This is a genomic window from Armatimonadota bacterium (assembly GCA_016789105.1).
Taxonomy (GTDB): domain Bacteria; phylum Armatimonadota; class Fimbriimonadia; order Fimbriimonadales; family Fimbriimonadaceae; genus UphvI-Ar2.
This window is the reverse complement of record JAEURN010000010.1, coordinates 158,456-175,199: the sequence shown is the minus strand read 5'-3', so window position 1 is coordinate 175,199 and position 16,744 is coordinate 158,456. Positions and strand designations below refer to the sequence as shown.

The window sequence follows — 16,744 nt, the reverse complement described above, 5'->3', positions numbered from 1 at the left end:
GGGCCATCGGCACCAATCTTTCGCCAGGTCAGCCGGTGAAGACGCTGAGCTTGATTTGGTCGGTCAGCATGTGCCAGTTGCGGGGCAGGGTATCTGACGTGTTCTTGTAACGAACCCGGGCCCGCATGCCCGGGTTGGGGCCAAACAGCGGGAAGTTGATGATGCCGGTGAAGTGGCTCATGGCAACCGTTCCGCCGTATCCTTCCGAGAAGCTCAGATAGCCTTGGGGCAAGGGTCCCGTCGTCAGTTGGATCCACTTATTGTCGACAAAATCCCACAGGTCGACCGCAAAGTCCACACCCGACACATCGGAACCGACGCGGCCAATGGCGCGGATGCCCGTGTAGGTGGGGAACGGCTGGAGGAAGTCGACGATGATCGAGCCCACAGGGGAGGTGCGGCCCCCGGTGTAATCCGGCAGGATGTCGTAAACGTTGTTGTCGTTGGCGTTCAGGACCGAAAGGAGGTTCCCGATCGGTTGTCGGCCGGCTTCTTTGGTCAGATTGAGCGCGGTCAGGTCATTAAGGGTTCCGCTCGTATTGATTTCGATACCCAGAACAAGATCCGACTTGCCGGTGTCAACCTGGTCGATCTCGGTGTTCTCATATTTGCCGTCAAGCGGATCCCAGTCGTAGAAAAACGTGTTGTCGCTGAGCCCGACCGAGGGCTCTCCGCCGGCATTAAAGACCACATCGACGTTGCCGGTCCGGAACTCGCCTTCCCCATCTTCGTGGGGGGGGAAGCCGACCAAGTGGGGCTCGCGGAACTGCTCGGCAATGAACATGGTTGTGTCGTTGCTAATCACGACGGCCTGGTGGATATCAATGGTCACGACGAAAGCCGACCCGGCCGGAATCGTCACATCCCACTTGACCCCGAAATCCGCAAACTCGTCGGCGAAGTCGTTTTGGGGCGTCGGGTTCTCTACATTCGATCCAAAGCATCGCCACCGGCAGATGAAAGGTGTGAATCCACCCGTGCTGTATTGGAAACCGAACGTCAACTGTTGCCAAACCTTGCCCAGCCCGGCGCTGGTCATCGTCACATCGTCGAGAGAACTGGGATTGGCTTCAATGACCCCGTATCCGGCGCCGGCATTGGCCATGTAGACCGTTTGCAGGGCATCCGGCCCGCCAGATTTGCCCCCGGAACGGTTGACCCCGTTGCCACCCGGGTTGCCAAGCGGGCCCAGCAGGCGTTGGCGCAGGGCCTCGCCAGCAGAATTCGGGTTCGTGCTCCGGTCAGACAGTTGCACCGTCTTGATAGGCTTGGCGACGAAGGGGAACTTCATCCCGTCGAGACTGATCCGGGTGCCGTCTGGGCGCTTGACCCAGCCAAAGGCCTTTAATTCGCCTCGGATTTCTCCGGGGACGGCCGATGCCAAGCCGGGCAATGCCAGCAGGGCGGCCAAAATGGGGAGGAATTTACGCATGGCAGTTGTCACAAGGTGGTTTGGGGTCTGCGCCCCTGACGAGCGTTCGACTCACCTCCATTGTAAATGGTTCCCGGCAAATCTGCTACACGGGATTTTTCCAGTCATTGCATTCCCCGTAATATTGCTGGGATTCGTAACGCGTTAGCCGGGGACGGCATTTCCCGGCCCGGTATCCTTGCGGGTATCCGGCTATCCAAAGCGGGTGTGGCGACCGACAATCCAACCAAAGGCGGGGGAAGCCCCGGGAATAGGTCTGGGGGCACAACCCCATGCCGCAAGTCGTCTAAGGATGTGACAGCGGGGCGAAAACCCCGGCTAAGGAGCAAAGAAACAGAACATGTGGCAACGGTTCACAGAACGCGCAAGAAAAGTGGTTTTCTTCGCCCAAGAAGAAGCACAGAAATTTGGTGAGGGGTACGTCTCCACCGAACACCTGTTGCTCGGATTGGTGCGGGAGAGCGACAGCGTAGCCGCCCGTGTTTTGGAAAAGCTCGGGGTCGGCCTCGGAAAAATCCGTTCAGAAGTCGAAAAGCAACTCCCGCGGGGGGAATCCAGGCCCAGCCAGGATATGACGCTCACGCCAAGGGCCAAACGCGTCATTGACTTGGCCTATGACGAAGCCCGGAACCTCAACAACAACTACATCGGGACCGAACACCTGTTGCTCGGCCTGATCCGCGAAGGCGACGGATTGGCCGGACGCGTCCTCGCCCGGCTCGGAGTCGAACTCGACCGCGCACGACGGGAAGTGATGGCACTTCAAGACAACGAAGTGCAAAGCCCAGCCAGCGAAAAATCGAGCAAGGCCAACTCGCAAAACCAAAACGGCAATGCGGCGAAAAGCCCGACCCTCGACGAATTTGGCCGTGACCTAACCGAATTGGCCAGGGAAGGCAAACTCGACCCCGTGGTCGGCCGCCAGGCCGAAATCGAGCGGGTGATGCAGATCCTCGCCCGGAAGACCAAGAACAACCCGGTTCTCATCGGCGACCCGGGAGTTGGGAAAACCGCGATTGCCGAAGGCCTCGCCCTCCGCATCGTCAGCGGGGACATCCCAGACCTGCTGCTTGGCAAGCGCTTGGTCGCCCTGGATATGGCCGGGCTTGTCGCCGGAACCAAATACCGCGGCGAGTTCGAAGAGCGCATGAAAAAAGTGATGGAGGAAGTCCGCAAGGCCGAGGGCCAGGTCATCCTTTTCGTCGATGAACTCCACACCCTCGTTGGAGCCGGCGCCGCAGAAGGCGCCATCGACGCTTCGAACATCATGAAGCCCGCGCTTGCCCGCGGCGAACTCCAATGCATCGGGGCAACAACCCAAGACGAATTCCGCAAATACATTGAAAAAGATGCGGCGCTGGAACGGCGGTTCCAGTCCGTCAAGGTTCGCGAACCCAACGAAGAGGAAGCCGTCGAAATCCTGAGGGGGCTCCGCGAACGGTATGAGGCGCACCACAACGTCGAAATCACAGACGACGCCCTCACCAGCGCCGTCCAACTTTCGATGCGGTACATCACCGACCGCACCCTGCCCGACAAGGCCATCGACCTGATTGACGAAGCTGCCAGCCGCGTTCGGCTCCAACAAAGCCTGCCGCCCAGCGATGTTCGCAACGACAAGCAAAAGCTTGCCAAAATCCGCGCCGACCTGGAACACCTGCGCAGGCACGGAGAGCCGGACGAAGTCGAGGCCATGGACAAGGAATACGACATCCTGAACGCGTCCATCGTTGAACGTGAAGAAGCCTGGCGGGCCGAAGAAAAGCCCGATGCCGTCGTCGGTGAGACCGAAATTGCCGGAATTGTCCAAAGTTGGACAGGGATCCCCGTCACCCGACTGGTCGAGGCCGAATCGCAAAAGCTCCTCAGAATGGAAGAGGACTTGCACAAACGCATCACCGGCCAAAACGAAGCCGTCAGCGCGGTCGCCCGGGCCATCCGACGTAGCCGGAGCGGGCTCAAGGATCCCAAGCGCCCCATCGCGAGCTTCATCTTCCTCGGGCCGACCGGGGTCGGCAAAACGGAACTTGCCAAAACTCTGGCCGAATACCTCTATGAAAAGGACAGTTCGATCGTCCGGATCGACATGTCCGAGTACATGGAACGGTTCGCCGTCAGCCGGCTCGTCGGGGCCCCTCCGGGCTATGTCGGTTACGATGAAGGAGGCCAACTCACCGAGCAGGTGCGCCGCAACCCCTATTGCGTCGTCCTCCTCGACGAAATCGAAAAGGCCCACCCAGAAGTCTTCAATATCCTCCTCCAGGTCATGGAAGATGGGCACCTGACGGATTCCCAAGGTCGCCACGTGGATTTCCGCAACACCATCATCATCATGACCAGCAACGTCGGCGTCCGGCCGATCGAGCTGGAAAAGGGGCTCGGGTTCCGCGATTCCAAAATGGATATCACCGACCCGCGAACCTACGAGATGATGAAGAACAAGATGCTGGACGAGATGAAAAAATCGTTCCGCCCCGAGTTCCTCAACCGCGTTGACGAGGTTATCGTCTTCCAGCACCTGCAAAAGGACGAAATCCTGCAGATCGCCGACATTTACCTGCAGCGGGTCAACAAATCCGCCAAGGATCTTGGAATCTCGGTCGACCTCAGTGAAGCGGTCAAAAATCTGCTCGTCGAAAAGGGGTACGACCCCAACCTTGGTGCTCGCCCGCTCCGCCGAGCCGTGCAACGGTACATCGAAGACCCACTCAGCGAACAGCTGCTGATGAACACGTTTGTGTCTGGCGACCATATCCTGGCGGATGTCGATGCCGATGGTAACGTGATCTTCAAAAAGTCCGACGCTCCGCCGCCGGTAGACGAGCCACAGGAACTCGTCAGCAACTAAAAAAACGAGTTTGGGCCGCCGGAATCAACCGGCGGCCCAAATCTCTTTTCTCCCAATCCAAATCTGAAGTTGAACCGGGGGCTTGGTGGGCGCTGAGGGACTCGAACCCCCGACATTCTCGGTGTAAGCGAGACGCTCTACCAACTGAGCTAAGCGCCCGGACAAAGGCAATGTACCCGGGGGGATCACAAGGTCAGAGTCCTGCAAAGTCTTTAAGCTCAGGGATCACGCAACCGTGGGCCTTCGTCCGGGCGGTTTTCGGGGCCTTGCCGGCAACCACCGCCGCGATGGCGTCTTCCAGGTCGTTGGTCGTCACTTTGGCCTTCCTCGAACCCAGGTCGTTGTACATGTCGTTGATTCTCCCGCGATAGCAGACCTTGCCGGAACGGTCAAGGACAAACGCTTCCGGAGTCACGGTTGCCTTCAGATATCCGACCAGGGCGTGGCGCGTGTCCACCGATTGGTCATACGAAAAGCCGTATTCCTTTTTGTGGGCCGCCGCTCCTCGGGCCGTGAGGCGGGGGTCAATGTAAACGCCGACAAAAGCAACCGCCTTCGACTTGAACCGTTGATACGCCCGCTCCAGCGCGGGCTGCGAATCGTTGGCAATGGGGCAATCGTGAGAGATGAACACCACAACGGTAGCCGGCCGGCCAGACAGTTGGATCACCCGACCGTCTACCAAATTGATTTCCGGCGGGGCCGCAACGGCAATCGCACTCAAGACGGCAGCCAGCATCACGGTGATTCTGACGCTACGCAGGGCCCGGTGTTTACTTCTTGAGCCAAAGGTACGCCGCGATCCCGAGCAAAAACAGCGAAAAGACCCGCCTCATCGTCGTCGGGTCGAGCGAACTGGCCACATTGGCACCGATCAAAGCTCCGGCAAACAGGCCGACCGCGATTCCAGCCGCGGCATTGATGTCAACGTTTTTGTCTTGGTAGTACCGGTACGCGCCCAAAGCCCCGACGGGTAGCAATAGGGCGGCAAGCGATGTGCCCTGGGCTTTGTGTTGCGTGAACCCGAGCGCGACGATCAGGGCTGGCACAATCACAATGCCGCCGCCAATCCCAAACAAGCCGCTCAATACGCCGGCGACGATCCCCGTCACCAAACCAATCAGCACCGTTCCCATAAGGGGTCCAGATTACCGGCGGGATTGGGTCAGACAGAAAATTTGAGCACGCGTTCGACAATTCGCCGCTGGTGGGCCACATGCTCGTCGGTGTGCAACCCCTGCGGGTGGTAAAGGTAATCGGCGACAGGGATGTCGCAGGCAGTGAGGTCATCATAAAGCCCCCGGCCGTAAGCAACAATCAACGGTCGGCCCAATTCCTCATAGGAGGTTTGGCCCGAACCTTTCCACCACAGATCCAGCAAAGGCCGGTTACATTGCCCAGCGTGGAAGCTGGGGTGGCCGATCCAGATCCCCAGGCGGTGGAGTTCATGGAGGATTTTGACTTTGGATTCGAGCCTTGGGATCAGATCCAACGACGCCGAATAGGGGCGTTGGACCAACTCGGCCAACGTGTGCCAAAACGCGGGATTCCTTTCCGTGGCGGCCGTCGGGAGGCCTGGGACGATTTCCGGTTCGCCGAAACCGAGGCAATAAGCTGATCGGACAAACCCGTTGGGCGATTGGCTTCCATCGACTTTTACCCAACCGGATTTGACTTTGCAGCCCAATTCCGAAGGCAAGGTCGCCACGTCCCGCGGGATCAGTAGCAGGGTTCCCACCTGCCGGGGGCGCCAAAAATACCGGTAGCTTTCGGCGGCCAACGCAACATCCACAGATTCAGGATGCGATATCTGTTGACCTTCCATCCACAGCTGGCCTTGCAAAAATGCCCGGCCCACGCGGGTGATCTGTTCCTGCGAGATGACTGCCATTTAAGCCGTTAGACGCCATAGTGTGCGATAGGGTCGGGCAATTGCCAAGACCGTCCTAGTCCCAAGGCCCAGCCCGCACTCCGATAGACTCGGCAGGAGATGCCTCGATGGCCCGAGCGGCTCCCGCACCCCGCCCTGGTTTTTGTCGTATTCGCCTGGGGGTGCAACTTCGTGGTCATCAAATATTCGTTGGTCGATCTGCCGGTCAACGTCATGATGCTCCTCCGCTATATGTTCATGGGTCTTGCCCTATGGAGTTATGCCGCAGCGATGCGGCTAACTTACCGGCCCAAACGGGAAGAATGGGTGCCCTTCCTCTTTGCCGGGTTCATGAGCACTGGCCTTTACATGGTGTTCTTCTTGGAAGGGATGGCCCGGGTAGGCGCAGCCCAAGGGGCGGTCTGCCTGGCCACGGCTCCCATTTGGGTCAGCATCTTCTCGGTCTTGAAGGGCAGGGATCGGGGCCGGTGGGAACTTTACGTCGGGGGGGCGGTCGCTTACCTCGGAGTGGCCACCGTCATCCTCATGGGGTCTGGGGAGCGGCATTGGACGCCCCTCGGTTTGGCGTTCACCCTGGGTTCAGCCCTCATCTGGGCGATCAGCGTCGTCATGATGAAGCCCCTGCTCCAAGACCGTCCCGCGGTGGGCGTGTATTTAGCGACCTATCCTGGCGCCGCCCTCATCCTTTTGCCTTATGCGGTCATGGACACGGTGACATTCGACTATTCCCGGGTCACATGGGTAGGGTGGGCTGGCTTGGCGTACCTGGTGTTTGTCGCCGGAGCAGGCGCATTCACCGCCTACTATGTGGGGGTTCGGGAAGCCGGCCCGGCCAAGGCTTCCATGACGGCGTATTTCGTACCGGTTGTGGCCACGTTTTCCGCTTGGGCCTTCCAGGGGATTCCCGTTAACCTCCCCCAAGCCGTTGGGGTCGCCATCCTCTTGGCCGGGGTTGCCCTGGCCAACCACAAACCGGCAACAAAGGAATCCACCCGTGCGGCCGCCCCGGCCGATGAGATAGCATAGGGCCATGAAGGTCGGAATCCTCGGCACGGGCGGCATGGGCAATGTCCACGCCCGGCACTACGCCAATATGCCCGGAGTGGAACTCGTCGCGTTTGACCGGGATGCCGACAAACTCGGGGCGTTTTCAAAGCACCACGGGGCAAAGAGAGCAGCAACGTACCAAGACCTCCTCGATCAAACCGAGCTGGTCGACATCTGCCTGCCCACGCATCTCCATGTCGAATACGCCCTCCAAAGCATCGATGCCGGAAAACCCACGCTTGTCGAAAAACCGATGGCCCGCCGCCTGTCAGAATGCCGGCAATTGATCACCGCGGCTGAGGGGAAGGGAATCCAGCTCGGGATCGGCCACGTAGTCCGGTTTTTCCCCGAGCACAACCGGATCCACAACCTTGTTTTGGATGGGGCGGTGGGGTCGCCGGCCTTGTGCCGGATGCGCCGGGGAGGCAGGGCCCCTCTCGGTAGCGAGGGGTGGTTCCGCGACCCGGCCCATAGCGGCGGAGTCATTTTGGATTTGGCCATCCATGACTACGATTGGATCCTTTGGACTTTTGGCCCGATCGCCCAAGTCTATGCCAAAAGCGTCCGATTCAACCCCGTCGGCGGCACCAAATTCGAAGGCGACTACGCCTTGGTCACACTCACCACCGAATCGGGAGTGGTCTGCCACTGCGAGACAACGTGGATGGATCCCAGCGGCTTCCGGGCTACCCTTGAAGTTTCCGGATCGGCAGGCATTGTCGAATTCGACTCCCGCCTAGCCCCGAGCCTCAGGGTTCACACTGATTCTGGGTCTGTCGCCGCCGCAAACATGGATAGTGCTGACGACCCCTATTTCCGTCACTTGTCGGCAGTCCTCTCGGCCGTCCGCACCGGTTCCCCCATGCCGGTCACCGGGCAGGAGGGCATGGCCGCCGTCGCCGTTGCCGAAGCCGCCATCCTTAGCGCCGCCGAAAACCGGCCCGTCGATCCTCGCGAACTTTTGGCCCAAGCCGCCAGTATTTAATCCCACATGATCGTCCCACTCAGCCTCCTGTTGGCCCAAACGGTCCCGTTCTTGAATGTCGAGGTTTTCCCTAACGAAGGAGGGTTCAGCCCGTGTGAACCCAGCGTGGCGGTCAGCCGCAAAAACCCGAATGTCGTCGTCGCCGGTTGCATCATTGACAAGGCGGCGGTTTCCACCGACGGCGGAAAGACTTGGGTGCAAAGCAAACTCAAGTCTCCGTGGGGCGTCTATGGCGACCCAGCCATTGTGAGCGATTCGCTCGGGAACTTCTATTACCTGCACCTGGCCAACCCCGGCCCGGCCGACCGGTGGCTGGAATGCATTGTTTGCCAGCGGATGCCTTTCCGGGGGACCGCCTTGGGCAACCCCACCGCAATCGGCCCCAATGCCCCCAAGAACCAAGACAAAGCCTGGCCGGCAACTCACCCTTCAAAGCCAGAAATTGCCGTCGCCTGGACGCAGTTCGACAAATACGCCGACAAAAGCCCGGACAAAAGATCCAACATTCTCTTCAGCCGGTCAAAAGATCAGGGGGCAACCTGGACCACCCCGGTGCAGATCAACGAATTTAGCGGCGACTGCTTGGACAGCGACAACACTCCAGAAGGGGCGGTTCCCGCGATTTCGCCGGATGGAACGATCTCAGTGGTTTGGGCCTTTGACGGCAAAATCTTCCTGGACCAATCCACCGATGACGGCAAGACATGGCGGGCCCGAGACCAAGTCATCGCCAGCCAAAAGGGCGGTTGGGACATTATGGTCAGCGGAATCGGCCGGTGTAATGGGATGCCGATTTTGCAGGTGGACCAATCGGCCGGCAAACACTCGGGGAACCTCTACGTGATGTACTCGGAAGAGACGGCCGAAGCCGATAGCGACATATTCCTCATCCGGAGCACCGACGGCGGGAAAACGTGGTCCAAGCCGCTGCGGGTCAATAAAGACTCGGCCGGCAGCCAGCAATTCTTCCCCTGGCTGGCCGTTGACCAAGCGAACGGCAACCTTTATGCCGTGTACTACGACCGGCGGGGGTGCACAGGGAACGACACCAACGTCACCGTGGCCTGGTCCACCGATGGCGGCCAAACGTTCAAAGAGCGGCGGGTCAACCGGTCTGTGATCGATATGAGCCCCAAGGGGTTCTTCGGCGACTACAACAATATCTCGGCCTACGACGGGCGCATCGTCCCGATTTGGACCGGAGTTCAGGATGGGAAAACATCGGTTTGGGTCGCCCCGCTGACATTGGCCGAATTGGAAAAGTGAACCGGCTTTCCGGCGATCCACGATTGCACCAGCGGCGGGGATTGGATCCGGGCCACCAACTGCCCTGGGTGCTCCACCCGCCAGAGGGCCAAGTCGGCCGCTTTCCCGACCTCGAGGGTGCCAATGTCATTCTGTAAGCCCAGCGCATGGGCGGCATTGACGGTGGCTCCCCTCAGAGATTCGGTTGTCGTCAGGCCAAACAGAGTTGAGGCCATGTTCATCGCCAACAGCAAATTGGTAGATGGGCTGGTGCCTGGATTGCAGTCTGTGCTCACGGCCATCGGAACCCCCATTTTTCGGAATAGGCCGATGGGCGGCGCCTGGGTTTCTCGCAAGAAAAAGTAGGCGGTTGGCAACAACACGGCGACCGTGCCGCTCTTCGCCATCGCCTGAATAGATTCCTCTGACGTGTATTCGACATGGTCGGCGGACAAAGCACCGAATTCGGCTGCAAGCCCGGCCCCCCCGAGGTTGCTGAGCTGGTCGGCATGGAGTCGGACGGGAAGGCCGAGCGCTTGGGCCGCCGTGAACAGGCGGCGGGTCTGATCCGGAGTGAATCCGACTGACTCCGTGAAGCAATCGACATAGTCGGCCAGCCCCTGGCGGGCAACTTTGGGCAGGATTTCACCGATCACAAAGTCGACATAGGCCTCTTTATCATCGAATTCTGGGGGCAGGGTGTGGGCGGCCAGCAGACCGGTTTTGACTCTGACACTAACGGTTTCACCGACTTGGCGGGCCACTCGGAGCATTTTCAACTCGTTCTCCAAATCCAGGCCGTAGCCGGACTTGATGTCGAGCGTCGTCACCCCTTGGGCCACGAAATCTTGCGCCCGCTGCCTGGCCGTTTCCAGAAGTCCCTGCTCGCTTGTCGCGCGGGACGCCCGCACGGTCGAAAGGATTCCGCCGCCCGCATTGCAGATTTCCTGGTAGCTCTGGCCTTCCAACCGGGCCGAATATTCGTGGGCGCGGCACCCGGCATAAACGAGGTGGGTGTGGCATTCCACAAACCCAGGCAGAAGCCATCCGCCTTGCCCGTCGAACTCGGTTTCCGCTTGAATTCCGGCCGATTCTGGCCCAATCCACGAAATCCGCCCGTCCGTGACCGTCAGGGCGGCGTTCTCAATTACCCCTAACCCCTCGCCGGTCATCGTGGCGAGGTTCACATGGCGGATCAGGAGGTCGGCGGTCATTGGCCCACCAAAGTGTTGACCGCCTGATACACCAGCCGAGCCCCGAGCCGGGCGGTGCGGGAATCCACATCGTGTAGCGGGTTGAGTTCGGCCACATCCATCAGCGCGACTTTGCGCGAGCGGATCGCGACTTTCACCAAAGCCTCCACGACTTCGGGGGCTATGCCTAAGGCCGCAGGGGCACTGACCCCGGGTGCGTAACCGGCAGGGAACACGTCCAGGCAAACCGTGAGATACACGTGATCCACCTGATCCAGCCAAGATTCCAAATCTTTTCGGGCCTCTTCCAAGTGGAGCAGCGTGAGCCTTTCGTCCAGCCGGAAATGCGCCCCATGTCGCTGGGCCGTGTGGAACAGGGCCGAAGTATTGGCGGCGCTGGCAACCCCGAAAACGCAGTACTTGAGCCGGGGGCCGGCAAGCTCGAACGCGTCGAGGGCCCAAGTCCCGCTGGTGCGCTGGTTGTCGCGACGCAGGTCGAAGTGGGCGTCGAAATTCAGGATTCCCAACGTGCCTTGCGGGCAAGCCTGGTTGAACGCGGCAAAACTGGCAAAACCGATCTCGTGCCCCCCGCCGAGGCCGGCAACAAACTGCCCTTTCCGCATGGCGGCCATCGCCAATCCGGCATATTCGCCCTGGGCGGTCTCCAGATTCTTGTCGTGGCAAGCCACGTCGCCGAGGTCGCGGAGATGTAGCGGTTGGTGGATCGCCAAATTGGCGAGCGCGGCCCTCAGGTGTTGGGGCCCCTGTTTTGCCCCAATCCGGCCTTGGTTGCGGAAAACCCCCTCGTCGCAGGCGAATCCCAGGATGTTGATCGCCCCGGGTTCTTGGCTCGGCCCCATTTGCACCCCATGGTGCCAACGGTTGCCGGCTTGGCCATCCAGTGGGTCGTGGCGACCCATCCAAGACTGTTTGGTCGGTTCGACGAGCATTTCATTCCACACTACCGCCAACTGGCCCGCAGGATATGCCCGGTAATGAAGCGGTTGAAGAATCCTGTGCTGAGGCGGGCAATCATGTCAAGAAAAAACTGGTAAATCCTGATATAGTGTTTAGGGAATGCTGGTCTTTGCCAGACTGTCTTGACATCAAGCGCGGTCTTGAAGACCTAAGGAAGGGAGAAATGACAAACGTCCGTCACATGGCAATTGCCGTGCTTGTTTGTGCAAGCGCGTCGGCCTTTGCGCAAACTTTGACCGCTCGTAGCTCGACATTTAGCTACTTCACCGATTACGGGCACGGCGGTGACTTCACCATCCATGCTGAAGACTTCCAAACGTATACCGATCTGGAAGCCGCCTCAACCAAATCGATGGTCTATAACGATTCGGTTAGCGGCACGTATCTCAACGCGCCGTGGCAGGCCGCAGTAGGAATCGACCTCAACCATAACTACACCCTGAACGGCACTTTGGGGCAATTTGACCAGATTGATGCCGCCCTCCATTCTTCCTACATGGCAAGCTACTCAGGTGCCCCAGGTGTTGGCGCAGGGGGGCAGAGCAGGAATCCGGGGAACGAACTGATCCTAGAATTCACCGTAGCCAATGACTTTTCGTATGAGTTCCTCGGCTCTTATGCCGTGCATTCAAATGGTGCGGGAACCCACGCCAGAGTTGAATTGCAAAAATGGAACGGTACGAGCTGGGCGGCAATCCAGAACGGAGTGACCTTCAACGGCATCCTGAGAACCGGAAACGCAACTGCCGGATCCTATCGGATTTATGCGGCGACGGATCTCAGCTCCATTGCTCAAGACACCGCCACGGGCGACGTTTCGGTCATGTTCCGCAATACGTCGGTTCCCGAACCGGCAAGCCTTGGATTGCTGGCTTTGGCTATTCCCGCCATTTTGCGCCGGAAAAAGCGGTAATCAGCGCCTAAACCACTGACTCCAAAGGGGTTCCTCCCGTGAGGGCCCCTCGCGAGATAAGGCGTTCAACTTCCAAAATATCGGGCGCGAAGTAGCGGTCTTCGCCGTAGTGGGGAACCATTTGCCGGATCAGGTGATGAAGTTTCTCAAGCGGCAAGCTCGATTTGAGCGGCCGGTGGAAGTCGATGCCTTGGGCCGCGGCGAGCAGCTCGATTGCGACAATATGCCGCACGTTGGCCACAACTTGGTTCAGTTTCCGGGCGGCAAAGGTCGCCATGCTCACGTGGTCTTCTTGGTTCGCGCTGGTCGGCAACGAATCCACGCTGGCCGGGTGGGCCAGGGTTTTGTTTTCGCTGGCCAAAGCCGCGGCGGTCACGTGGGCGATCATGAACCCGCTGTTGAGCCCGGGATTTGGCGTCAAAAATGGCGGCAAACCGCTCAACGTGGAATCGATCAAAAGGGCGATCCGGCGTTCGCTGAGAGCCCCGATTTCCGCGCAGGCGATGGCAAGGCCGTCGGCGGCGAGGGCAACGGGCTCGGCGTGGAAGTTCCCACCGCTCAGAACGTCACCAGATTCCGGGAACACCAGAGGGTTGTCTGTCACGCCATTGGCTTCTGCGGTCAGCACCCTGGCTTGGAACCGGATTTGTTGCAACACCGCCCCCATCACTTGAGGTTGGCACCTCAGCGAGTAGGGGTCTTGCACGCGGTCGTCATGCTCCAAGTGGCTCGCCCGGATTTCGGAACCCTCTAACAGTTCGCGGTAATACCCGGCGACTTCTGACTGCTCCGAGTGGCCACGGACGGCATGGATCCGCTCATCAAACGGAGTGTCGGAACCTTTGGCGGCATCCACACTAAGGGCACCGGAGAGGATTGCCGCGCCAAAAACTTGCGCAACCTGGGCAAGGCCCCTCAACGCGATCGCGGTGCTGACTTGGGTGCCGTTCAAAAATGCCAGGCCCTCTTTGGCATGGAGTTCTAGCGGCGATATTCCCGCCTTATCCAATGCGACCGCCGCGGGTTTGCGCTCTCCTTGATACACGCATTCCCCTTCGCCCATCAAGGCCAAGGTGTAATGGGCCAACGGAGCGAGGTCGCCAGATGCCCCGACCGAACCTTGACTGGGGATGCACGGCAAGATCCCAGCATTGTGGATGGCGACCGCTTTTTCCAAGGTTCCTCTTTGGACTCCCGAATACCCCTGGGCCAGGCTAGCGATTTTGAGCATGGAAATCAGCCGGGTTGTGGGCTCATCTAGGATTTCGCCGACGCCCACCGCATGCGACCGGACCAGGTTGGTTTGGAGTTGCGCAAGCTGGCTATCGGGGATATGGACTTTGGCGAGCTTGCCAAACCCCGTGTTGATGCCATAGGCGGGCTCGCCTTTGGCGACGATTTTCGCAACGGTTTCCGCACCGGCTTCCACTTTCGCCCATGAAGACTCGGGCAGGGAGATGGGAGTGGGGTTTCCGCCCAACTCGCAGAGCTGGGCAAGGGTCAAACGGCCGGGTTGGATCTCAATCACATCGTCCCCATCGGCATATCCAGCCCCTGTTCCCGCGCCACCGACTGAGCCAACTTGTAACCCGCATCCGCATGGCGCACCACCCCGATTGCCGGGTCATTGAACAGCACCCGCGCCAGCTTCTCCTCCGCTTCTGCCGAGCCATCCGCGACAATCACCACCCCCGAATGTTGCGAATAGCCCATGCCGACCCCGCCGCCGTGGTGGAAGCTCACCCACGTCGCCCCGCCGGAGACCGCCGACATGGCGTTCAAAAGAGGCCAATCGCTCACCGCGTCGCTCCCGTCCAGCATGGCTTCGGTCTCCCGGTTGGGGCTGGCAACCGATCCCGTGTCCAGGTGGTCGCGGCCGATGACGATGGGTGCCGAAAGCTCGCCATTCCGCACCATTTCGTTGAATGCCAAGCCAGCCCGGTGGCGGTCGCCCAGCCCAAGCCAACAGATCCGCGCCGGCAAACCCTGGAAGGCGATCCGCTCCCGGGCTTGATCCAGCCACCGGTGCAGGGCCAAGTCCGACGGGAACAGCTCTTTCACTTTGGCGTCCGTTTTGTAGATGTCCTCCGGGTCGCCGGAAAGCGCCACCCAGCGGAATGGCCCCTTGCCTTGGCAGAACATCGGGCGGATGCAGGCCGGGACGAACCCAGGGAAATCAAAGGCGTCCGCCACGCCTTCGTCGAGCGCGACTTGCCGGATGTTGTTGCCATAGTCGATTGTTGGAACGCCCATGCGGTGGAACCCCAACATCGCCTGGACATGCACCGCGCACGAACCGGCGGCGGCCCGTTGCAAGCGCATTTGTTCTGCGTCGGAGCCGGAACGCGCCTGCTCCCAATCGGCGACACTCCACCCAGCAGGCAAATAGCCGTTCAGCAAATCATGGGCGGAAGTCTGATCGGTCACCGCGCCCGGTTTTGGGCCGCCCGCTTGGGCGATACGCAGGAATTCTGGCAAGAGCTCGGCCGCGTTGCCCAGTAGCCCGATACTGATGGGTTCTGTTGCGGCGGATACCAGATCCAAGGCTTCTTGAACTGAAGTGGCCTTCCAGTCCACATATCGCGTTTTCAACCGGAAGTCGATCCGGGATTCTTGGCATTCGATGGCAATGCAGTGCGCGCCAGCCAAAACGGCCGCCAGCGGTTGGGCCCCGCCCATCCCTCCCAGGCCGGCCGTCAGGATGAACCGGCCTGACCAATCGCCACCATAATGTTGGCGGCCCAACTCGTTGAATGTCTCGTGGGTGCCCTGCACAATCCCTTGCGACCCAATGTAGATCCAAGACCCCGCCGTCATCTGCCCATACATCATCAGGCCTTTGCGGTCGAGTTCGTGGAAGTGTTCCCACGATGCCCACTTGGGGACAAGGTTGGAATTGGCAATCAAAACGCGCGGTGCGCCAAGGTGGGTTTTGAACACGGCCACCGGTTTGCCCGATTGGATGAGCAAGGTCTCGTCGGGCTCTAGGCGTTCAAGGGTGCGCAGAATCGCCTCGAAACACTCCCAATTCCGCGCGGCTTTGCCGATCCCGCCGTAGACCACCAGATCCTCCGGCCGCTCGGCGACCTCGGGATCCAGGTTGTTTTGGATCATCCGGTAGGCGGCTTCGATCTGCCAATTCTTGCAATTCAGGGCCGTTCCCCGGGGTGCGCGCACTGGACGCGGCTTGGCTTGCGGGCCAAGGGTGGAGCTCATGGCCCCAGTTTATCTTGGGATTGGCGGTAAGGGGGGCTCGGGATCCAACACCGCACCGCCTGACGGTACGCCGCATAGGGGGCCCCGAAGACCTTTTCCAAATGCGCCTCCTCCAGAGGCCGGGTCAGAACTTCCCAGGCAACCGCACCGGTGAGTGCATAACAGGCCACAAGGGGGGATCCGATTCCAACGCCGACCGCAACCCCTTGGGCTATACCCGCCAAGGCCATCGGATTGCGGATCAGCCGGTATGGCCCCGCAACCACAAGCTGAGCGGGATGGTCGCTCGGCAAGGGAGTGCCGCCGCCAAGATGGGTCATCACCCAACCCGACCATAGCCCGACGGATCCGCAAGCCACGAACACCGGCACCGCAATCGCCATGCGCATGGGGTGGCTCCACCACTGGGAGTTCCATCCCAGGGCAGCTTCTGCGGCCGCCATTCCCGCCGGGATGAGCAGGAGGAACACCAGCCACATCGCCGCGGTTTGCTTCAAGGCTTCGACCCAATGGCCCCGCCCGTCGCGGGGTGGGGCCGGGGCAAAACGGAACGGCCCCCACAAAACCGGCGCTTGGTTCAACCTCATGGCAAACGCAAGGGCTGCCCCGCTTGAAAACATCATGCAGACAACCCCAGGATAGGCCGTCGGGTCTTGGGCGGCCAGGCTAACCGCAATCAAGAACGCATAGCCCTGGCCCCCGGCATGCAGGGCCGCGCCAAGCCTGGCCCACGGCGAGCTTTTGAGCACGGTCGGCACCAACCATATCGCCAAGAGCGGCGCCGAAACCAAATCTGGCAGGAGGAACGCGATCGGTAAAGTGCCGGCAAACCGGCGGCCGAAAAACCACTCGCGGGATGCGGGAACCAGAAGCAAAAGTGCCCACCAGCCGATTGTCGCGAGGGCGGTTGCCCCGTAAAACGCGGCGGCGACAAGTCGCTCCCGTCGGCTCAGCTCGCCCACACCTGCACGTTACCCCTTGAAAATTCCAAGCTCG

General features: G+C 60.2%; 14 protein-coding genes and 1 tRNA gene. 5 read left to right on the top strand and 10 right to left on the bottom strand.

Annotated elements, in window-relative coordinates; genetic code table 11:
* Nucleotides 1-28 precede the first annotated feature (28 nt).
* Entirely contained in the window at nt 29-1,432 is a 1,404-nt protein-coding gene (locus JNM28_12510; protein ID MBL8069263.1) for a hypothetical protein, read from the bottom strand.
* Between the two features lie 340 nt (nt 1,433-1,772).
* Here JNM28_12510 and JNM28_12505 point away from each other — a divergent pair, with 340 nt between their 5' ends.
* The gene (locus JNM28_12505) at nt 1,773-4,280 is read left to right on the top strand and encodes an ATP-dependent Clp protease ATP-binding subunit (protein MBL8069262.1); all 2,508 of its coding nucleotides are present in this window, start codon (nt 1,773-1,775) and stop codon (nt 4,278-4,280) included.
* 83 nt (nt 4,281-4,363) lie between these two features.
* On the opposite strand, the gene JNM28_12500 is transcribed toward JNM28_12505, so the two are convergent.
* The 4 genes from JNM28_12500 to JNM28_12485 form a co-directional block, all read right to left on the bottom strand.
* Nucleotides 4,364-4,439: transfer RNA gene (locus JNM28_12500), tRNA-Val, on the bottom strand.
* Nucleotides 4,440-4,473: 34 nt separating this feature from the next.
* Complete coding sequence (locus JNM28_12495) at nt 4,474-5,019, bottom strand: redoxin family protein (GenBank protein ID MBL8069261.1); 546 nt, start codon at nt 5,017-5,019, stop codon at nt 4,474-4,476.
* A gap of 34 nt (nt 5,020-5,053) precedes the next feature.
* Nucleotides 5,054-5,416 (bottom strand): sulfite exporter TauE/SafE family protein, encoded by a 363-nt coding sequence (locus JNM28_12490; GenBank protein MBL8069260.1) that lies wholly within the window; start codon nt 5,414-5,416, stop codon nt 5,054-5,056.
* A gap of 29 nt (nt 5,417-5,445) precedes the next feature.
* Nucleotides 5,446-6,171, bottom strand: a complete 726-nt coding sequence (locus tag JNM28_12485; GenBank protein MBL8069259.1) for a hypothetical protein — start codon at nt 6,169-6,171, stop codon at nt 5,446-5,448.
* Nucleotides 6,172-6,270: 99 nt separating this feature from the next.
* Here JNM28_12485 and JNM28_12480 point away from each other — a divergent pair, with 99 nt between their 5' ends.
* From JNM28_12480 to JNM28_12470, 3 genes are read left to right on the top strand one after another with little or no spacing between them, the layout of a single operon-like run.
* The gene (locus JNM28_12480) at nt 6,271-7,197 is read left to right on the top strand and encodes a DMT family transporter (protein MBL8069258.1); all 927 of its coding nucleotides are present in this window, start codon (nt 6,271-6,273) and stop codon (nt 7,195-7,197) included.
* A 4-nt stretch (nt 7,198-7,201) separates the two neighbouring features.
* Nucleotides 7,202-8,203, top strand: coding sequence for a Gfo/Idh/MocA family oxidoreductase (locus JNM28_12475; protein MBL8069257.1), 1,002 nt, complete (start codon nt 7,202-7,204; stop codon nt 8,201-8,203).
* Between the two features lie 6 nt (nt 8,204-8,209).
* Nucleotides 8,210-9,469 carry an exo-alpha-sialidase gene (locus JNM28_12470; protein MBL8069256.1) on the top strand — a complete coding sequence of 420 codons (1,260 nt, stop codon included), beginning with the start codon at nt 8,210-8,212 and terminating at the stop codon, nt 9,467-9,469.
* Here JNM28_12470 and JNM28_12465 read toward each other — a convergent pair.
* Together JNM28_12465 and hutG are read right to left on the bottom strand one after the other, a co-directional pair.
* Entirely contained in the window at nt 9,409-10,662 is a 1,254-nt protein-coding gene (locus tag JNM28_12465) for an imidazolonepropionase (GenBank protein ID MBL8069255.1), read from the bottom strand. The genes JNM28_12470 and JNM28_12465 overlap by 61 nt on opposite strands.
* Entirely contained in the window at nt 10,659-11,591 is a 933-nt protein-coding gene (gene hutG, locus JNM28_12460) for a formimidoylglutamase (GenBank protein MBL8069254.1), read from the bottom strand. The genes JNM28_12465 and hutG overlap by 4 nt, the downstream gene beginning before the upstream one ends.
* A 35-nt stretch (nt 11,592-11,626) precedes the next feature.
* Between hutG and JNM28_12455 the strand changes: the two genes are divergently transcribed.
* Complete coding sequence (locus JNM28_12455; protein MBL8069253.1) at nt 11,627-12,532, top strand: PEP-CTERM sorting domain-containing protein; 906 nt, start codon at nt 11,627-11,629, stop codon at nt 12,530-12,532.
* Between the two features lie 7 nt (nt 12,533-12,539).
* Here the strand turns inward: JNM28_12455 and hutH are convergent, their stop codons facing one another.
* From hutH to JNM28_12440, 3 genes are read right to left on the bottom strand one after another with little or no spacing between them, the layout of a single operon-like run.
* Complete coding sequence (gene hutH / locus JNM28_12450; protein ID MBL8069252.1) at nt 12,540-14,060, bottom strand: histidine ammonia-lyase; 1,521 nt, start codon at nt 14,058-14,060, stop codon at nt 12,540-12,542.
* Nucleotides 14,057-15,748 (bottom strand): urocanate hydratase, encoded by a 1,692-nt coding sequence (gene hutU, locus JNM28_12445; protein MBL8069251.1) that lies wholly within the window; start codon nt 15,746-15,748, stop codon nt 14,057-14,059. Before hutU ends, hutH begins: the two co-directional genes overlap by 4 nt.
* The gene (locus JNM28_12440; GenBank protein ID MBL8069250.1) at nt 15,745-16,710 is read right to left on the bottom strand and encodes a hypothetical protein; all 966 of its coding nucleotides are present in this window, start codon (nt 16,708-16,710) and stop codon (nt 15,745-15,747) included. The genes hutU and JNM28_12440 overlap by 4 nt, the downstream gene beginning before the upstream one ends.
* Between the last annotated feature and the right edge of the window lie 34 nt (nt 16,711-16,744).